Source organism: Protofrankia sp. CiP1_Cm_nod1 (assembly GCF_920888515.1).
In the GTDB taxonomy this organism is placed as follows: domain Bacteria; phylum Actinomycetota; class Actinomycetes; order Frankiales; family Frankiaceae; genus Protofrankia.
In genome coordinates this window covers 3,852-9,822 of sequence record NZ_CAKKTM010000381.1, presented here as the reverse complement: position 1 = coordinate 9,822, position 5,971 = coordinate 3,852, and the positions used below count along the sequence as shown (strand labels likewise).

The window sequence follows — 5,971 nt, the reverse complement described above, 5'->3', positions numbered from 1 at the left end:
GCTGTTGTCGTTTCCGTCGATGCCGAGGCATTCCAGCGGTTCGGCGACGATCGCGCCGACGGGCATCCGGGGGTTCAGCGAGCCGATCGGGTCCTGCAGGACGACCTGCACCTCGCGGCGCAGCCAGCGCAGGTCGCGGGGGCGGCCGGGCCGGACCTGCCGGCCCCGGTAGCGCACCGTCCCGGCGTCCGGGTGCTCCAGCCCGAGCAGCAGCCGGACCAGGGTCGACTTGCCCGACCCGGACTCACCGACGATGCCGAGGCTGTGACCATCCGGCAGTGAGAGATCGACGTTGTGGACGGCGTGCCGGACGCCGGCCGGGCCGAACAGCGAGGTGCGCGGCAGCCGGTAGGCGCGGGTCAGCCCGCTGGCTTCGAACAGCGTCATGTGCCCGCCTTCGACGCCCGCTCCGGCCGGCCGTCCACCGGCCCGGCAGCCGGGCTGCCGGTGGGCTCGGGAGGTGGGTCGTCCGCGAGGCCAGGAGGCGGGCTGCTGGTGGGTTCGGCGGCCGGGCCGGCCGCGAGTTCGGGTGCCGGGCTGTCGGTGGGACCGGCGGCCGGCCCGCTCGCGGGTCTGGACGCCGGACTGGCTGCGGTGCCGGCCGCGGGGCCGGTCCAGCTTGTGCGGTGTGCCGCCGCCAGCAGCCGCTGGGTGTAGGGATGCCGCGGAGCTTGCAGGACGGCCTCGGTCGGGCCGGTCTCCACCAGCCGCCCGCCGCGCATGACCGCGAGCTCCCGGGCGACCGAGGCCACCACCGCGAGGTCGTGGGTGATGTACAGCAGGGCGGTGCCGGCCTCGTCGACGAGGCGTGTGAGCAGGGCGAGGACGTCCGCCTGGACGCTGACGTCGAGGGCGGTGGTCGGCTCGTCCGCGATGAGCAGCGCGGGACGGCAGGCGAGCGCGATGGCGATGCCGACCCGCTGGCGCTGCCCGCCGGAGAGCTGGTGCGGATACGCGCGGACGAGCCGCTGTGGGTCGGGCAGCCCGACCTTCGCGGCGAGCTCGACCGCGGCCACGCCCGCCGCCCGCCGCGACAGCCCGCGGTGCAGGCGCAGCGGCTCGCCGATCTGGCGGCCCACCCGCCACAGCGGGTTCAGCGCGGTGAGCGGCTCCTGGAAGACCATGGCGATCCTGTCGCCGCGGATGCGGGAGAGCTCCCGGTCGGACCGGCCGAGCAGCTCCCGCCCGTCGAAGCGGATGCTTCCGGTCGCGGCCGCGCCGTCGGGCAGCAGCCCGAGGACGGCCAGCGCGGTGATCGACTTCCCGGATCCGGACTCGCCGATGAGCCCGAGCCGCCCGCCGGCGTCCAGGCCGAAGCCGATCCGGTCGACGACCACGGTGTCGCCGAAGCGGACGGTGAGATCGGTGACCTCGAGGAGCCCGGACGGCGCCCCGTCCCGTTCCCGCCCCGCCAGCGCCGCCGACGGTCCAGGCGCCGCCGCTGCCGCCGACACCGCTGCCGCCGCTGGTGCTGGTGCTGCCGGCGAGGATGTCGGTATCGGCGTCGGCGGTCTCTGTTCGCTCACCGTGACGCCTCTGTGGTATCGGAGCGTGACTGTCCTATGCGTGGCTCTCCTGTGGCGGACGGTGTGGTGTCCGGATCGCCGTTCGGTATCGCCGCCGGCTGGGCGTCCGGCTGGGCATCCCGGAAGCCCTCCCAGGTGGCCGACCAGTCCTCTGGCGGATCATCCGGTGGATCTTCCGGTGAGTCGTCCCACTCCCGCGGTGAACCGTCCCGCGTCGCGGGCCGAGCCCGCGGGGCATCCGGCGCCTGCCGGGCGGCCCGCGCTTTCCGGGACGCTTTCCGGGACGCTTTGCGGGCACCACGCCGCGAGCCGCCCGGCGCCGCCCGGCCGTCCCGCAGCCGCGGGTCCGTGGCCTCGCGGATGCCGTCGCCGAGCAGGTTGAACCCGAGCACCGTCAGCACCACGGCGAGGCCCGGCCAGAGCAGCACCAGCGGCCGCAGGGTGATGTACGGCTGCAGCTCCTGCAGCATCCGGCCCCACGACGGGGTCGGCGGCGGGGTGCCCAGGCCCAGGTAGGACAGCGCGGCCTCGGCGAGCACGGCGATCCCGAGCACGAGGGAGAGCTGGACGTACAGCGTCGGCGCGACGTTCGGCAGGACGTGCCGCCGGACGATCCGCCTGGTGCCGGCGCCGGCCGCGTGCGCGGCCAGGACGTAGCCGGACGCCAGCACCCGGGCGATCTCCCCCCGCGTCACCCGGCCGACCTGGACGCCGCTGCCGACGCCTATCGCGACGACGGCGGTCCAGGTCGAACCGCCGAACACGGCGGCGAGCACCATCGCGAGCAGCAGGGCCGGGAAGGCGATCAGGACGTCGACCAGGTGGGCGGTGGACTCGCCGACCAGGCGTGGGGTGACGGTGGCGAGCAGCGCCAGCCCCACCCCCAGCACCGCGGCGACGGCGGTGGCCGTCACCGCGGCGAACACCGTGATCCGGGCGCCGACCAGGATCTGGCTGAACAGGTCCCGGCCGAGCTTGTCGGTGCCGAACCAGTGCTGCCCGCTGACCGGCAGCCAGGGCGCGCCCGCGTCCACCCGGGTCGGGTCGTACGGCGTCCAGACCAGGGACACCGCGGCGGCGGCCACGACGATCGAGGACAGCAGCACACCCAGCCGTCCCGGACGGCTGCGCAGCAGAGCTGTCACCAGCGGCGGGGCCGCCGCTGGCAGCCGGGCTGCCCCTGGCAGCCGGGCCGTCCCGCGCGGCGGAGCCGTCATCGCGGGCCCCGGGCCCCGGCGGCCGGCAGCCGCGGATCCAGCAGTCTCGGATCCAGCAGCCGATGGCCGACGTCGACGAGGAAGCCGACGACCAGCACGGCCACGGTGATCAGCAGGACCGTGCCCTGGACCTTGACCAGGTCGCGGTTGCCGATGTCGACGATCAGCATCTGCCCGACGCCGGGCAGCGCGAACACGTTCTCGATCACGACCGTGCCGGCGAGCAGGGTGGCGAACTCCAGGCCCAGCACGGACAGGACCGGCCCGGCCGCGTTGCGGACCCCGTGCCGCAGCAGCGCCCGGCCGCGGGTCAGCCCCTTCGCCCGGGCGGTGCGGATGAAGTCCGCGTGCAGCACCTCCAGCGTCGCCGAGCGGGTGAACCGCATCAGCACCGCGCCCTCCACCAGCGCCAGGGTGGCCACGGGCAGCGCCAGTGCGCGCACGGCCGCCGCCGGGTCGTCCCAGCCGTCCGGCGGGAACCCGCCGGCGGGCAGCACCCCCCACTCGACCGCGAACAGGGTGATGAGCATCAGCCCCACCCAGAAGCTGGGCACCGCGATGCCGAGCTGGCCGAGCGTGGACAGGGCCAGCCCGTCGGCCCGCCGGTGCCGGGCCGCCGCGATGATCCCGAGCGGCAGCGCGGCCGCGACGGCCAGGATGGTCGCGCCGGCCACCAGCGGCGCGGTCACCGTCAGCTTCTCGCCGAGCTGCGCCGACACGGACACCCCGTTCACCGCCGAGACACCGAAGTCTCCGGTGAGGACACCGCCGACCCAGCTGGCGTACTGGGTGGCCAACGGCCGGTCGACGCCGAGCTGGTGGCGGATCCAGGCGACCTGGTCCGGGCTGGCCGTGGTCCCCGCGATCACGTCGGCCACGTCGCCGGGCAGCAGCCGCAGCAGCAGGAAGACGAGCAGGCTCGCGATGACCAGCGACCCGGCCAGCAGGACGAGGCGCCGCAGCATGATCACCGCCATGGGCCCGCCCTCCGCACTCCCCACATCCTCCGTGCAATGACTTTACGTATCAGAATTGACACCCTCCGCGTCAGGAGTGGGCGTCGAACACGACGGCGGCCGGCCGGCTCAGGACTTCCTGATCTCGATCTTCGAGACGTCGTAGAGGGACGACAGGTTGTTGGTCGGGTAGCCGGTGACACCGGCCCGCACGACCTGCCGGGCCGGGCCGAGCAGCAGCCAGTCGCTGGCCGCGTCCTCGGAGATCTGCCGGGCGAGCCTGCGCAGGTTCTGGTCACGCTCGGCGTCCGAAGCCGCCGTCACCGCGGCCCGGTAGTCCTGCTGGGCGGCCGGGCTGTCGTAGCGCCAGTAGTAGCCCGGCTTCGCGTAGTTGCCCAGGTCCCGCGGTTCGGCGTGGTCGACGATGCTCAGGTCGTAGTCGGCGTTCCGGTACACCTGGGTCAGCCAGGTGGGGAACTCGACGCTGGTGATCCGTACCGTGATCCCGATGTCCTGGAGCTGGGAGCGCACGTACTCGGCGATGGCCGGCGGGTAGATGTTCGCGACCGTCAGGCCCAGGGTCAGCCCGCCGGCGTGGCCGGCGTCGGCGAGCAGCTTGCGGGCGTTCGCCGGGTCGTACCTGTCGATTCCGGTGAGGTCCTCGTACCAGGGGTCCAGCGGCGGGACGGAACTGCCGATCCGGGTGCCGCCGCCGAGTATCTTGATCAGTCCGTCCTTGTCGATGCCCTGCCGGATCGCGTGCCGGACCCGCGCGTCGGACAGCGGGGCGCGCGAGTGGTTGAACCCGAGAGTGATCTTGTCGCTGCTCGTGCCCGTGGAGACGGCGAAGTTCGGGTTGCCCTGGTAGGAGTTGACCAGTTCGATGTCGGTGATGGTGCCGATGTCGACCTGCCCGGTCCGCACCGCGTTGTTCTGCGCGTTCGGGTCGGTGAGGTAGCGGAAGACCACCCGGGCGACGCCGGCCTTCGGCCCCCAGTACCGGTCGTTGCGCACGAGCGTGACGCTGTCGCCGTGCCGCCAGCTGTCGAACCGGAACGGGCCGGTGCCGACCGGCCTGCTCTCCAGATCGGTGGCGCCCTCCCGGACGATGACGCCGGCGGCGCCGGTGAGCCGGTAGGTCAGGTTGGTGTCGCGGTCCTTCAGGGTGAGCACGACGGTCTTCTCGTCGGGCGCGGTCACCGAGGCCACCGAGGCCAGGTCGGCGGCGTTGGGATTGACCGATCCCGGCGCGCTGGCCCGGCTCAGGGAGGCCACCGCGTCGGCGGCACGCAGCGGTGAGCCGTCATGGAAGGTCACGCCGTCCCGCAGCGTGAAGGTGTAGGTCTTCCCGTCTTCCGAGACCTTGTAGGACGTGGCCAGCGCCGGGGTGATGACGCCGGAGCCGTCCCGCTGGAGCAGCCCCTGGTAGACGTTGTTGAGCAGGATCTGGCCGATGGCGGCGCCGGAGGCCCTGGTGATGTCGAGGCTGCCCGGCTCGAGAACGAGCCCGACGGTCAGGGTGGCGTCCGGGCTGGGCCTGCCGGCCGTGGTGGCTGCCGGGTCCGCCGCGCCGCCGGAGGCGTCCGAGCCGCAGGCCGTGAGCACCGCCAGCGCCAGGGCTGCCGCGCCGGCGAACAATCTGGTCTTCATCAGCTGCCTTCTCCTGGAAAGCCGTCGGGCACGGTCACGGCCGCGACCAGCGACGCCGCCGAGACCGTCCGGGGCCGCCCGATGCTGGCCGGCGCTTCCTGGCGACAGGACGGGCGCGAGCGTCGATGGTTACATAAAGTGACCAAAATGGGTGTTGGTGCATGCGCTGCATGCGCTGCATGAGGTGCGGGCCGTCTGCCGGAGCCCTGCCACCCCGCCGTACACGACGCCGCGCACGACGCGCCGCCATGGGGCGGTGCGCGACCCGTCGCGAAGGCCGCGGCCCCGCGGGGAAGCCGCGGCGATAAAGCGCGGTACGGCAGGAGAAGCGGGGGAGAGCCGGGAGGAGCAGCACCGTGCTGGCCGGCTCCGGTTCCGCGCGCTGCCGCCGATGGACGGTCCGGGCCTGACAGCTGTCAGCGGGGAACCGGTCCGGTGGGCAGCTGCCGTTCCGCCGCCACGCTCACCGGGCTTTCGGGATCAGCAACAGATCTGGTCGAAATGGTGCGCGCGGCGCGAGATCCAGAACGGGTCGAGAATCATCGCTGGCAGCCGACGCCCTGTGCGCACCGCATGAATGTAACCTCACGCGGGGTCAGACTCAATCAGGACCTCGCGGACG

5 protein-coding genes are annotated in these 5,971 nt (G+C 73.4%); all 5 read right to left on the bottom strand.

Annotated elements, in window-relative coordinates:
- Positions 1–387 (bottom strand): ATP-binding cassette domain-containing protein (locus tag NBX02_RS17040; RefSeq protein ID WP_250292161.1); only part of this gene is annotated, 387 nt, incomplete at its 3' end.
- Positions 384–1,526 carry an ATP-binding cassette domain-containing protein gene (locus NBX02_RS17035; RefSeq protein WP_250292159.1) on the bottom strand — a complete coding sequence of 381 codons (1,143 nt, stop codon included), beginning with the start codon at positions 1,524–1,526 and terminating at the stop codon, positions 384–386. The genes NBX02_RS17040 and NBX02_RS17035, both read right to left, overlap by 4 nt.
- Entirely contained in the window at positions 1,523–2,743 is a 1,221-nt protein-coding gene (locus tag NBX02_RS17030) for an ABC transporter permease (protein ID WP_250292156.1), read from the bottom strand. Before NBX02_RS17030 ends, NBX02_RS17035 begins: the two co-directional genes overlap by 4 nt.
- On the bottom strand, positions 2,740–3,720 hold the full coding sequence (locus tag NBX02_RS17025) for an ABC transporter permease (protein WP_250292154.1): 981 nt from the start codon (positions 3,718–3,720) through the stop codon (positions 2,740–2,742). The genes NBX02_RS17030 and NBX02_RS17025 overlap by 4 nt, the downstream gene beginning before the upstream one ends.
- A 108-nt stretch (positions 3,721–3,828) precedes the next feature.
- A complete protein-coding gene (locus NBX02_RS17020; RefSeq protein WP_250292152.1) occupies positions 3,829–5,349 on the bottom strand; it encodes an ABC transporter substrate-binding protein in 1,521 nt (506 codons plus the stop codon).
- Between the last annotated feature and the right edge of the window lie 622 nt (positions 5,350–5,971).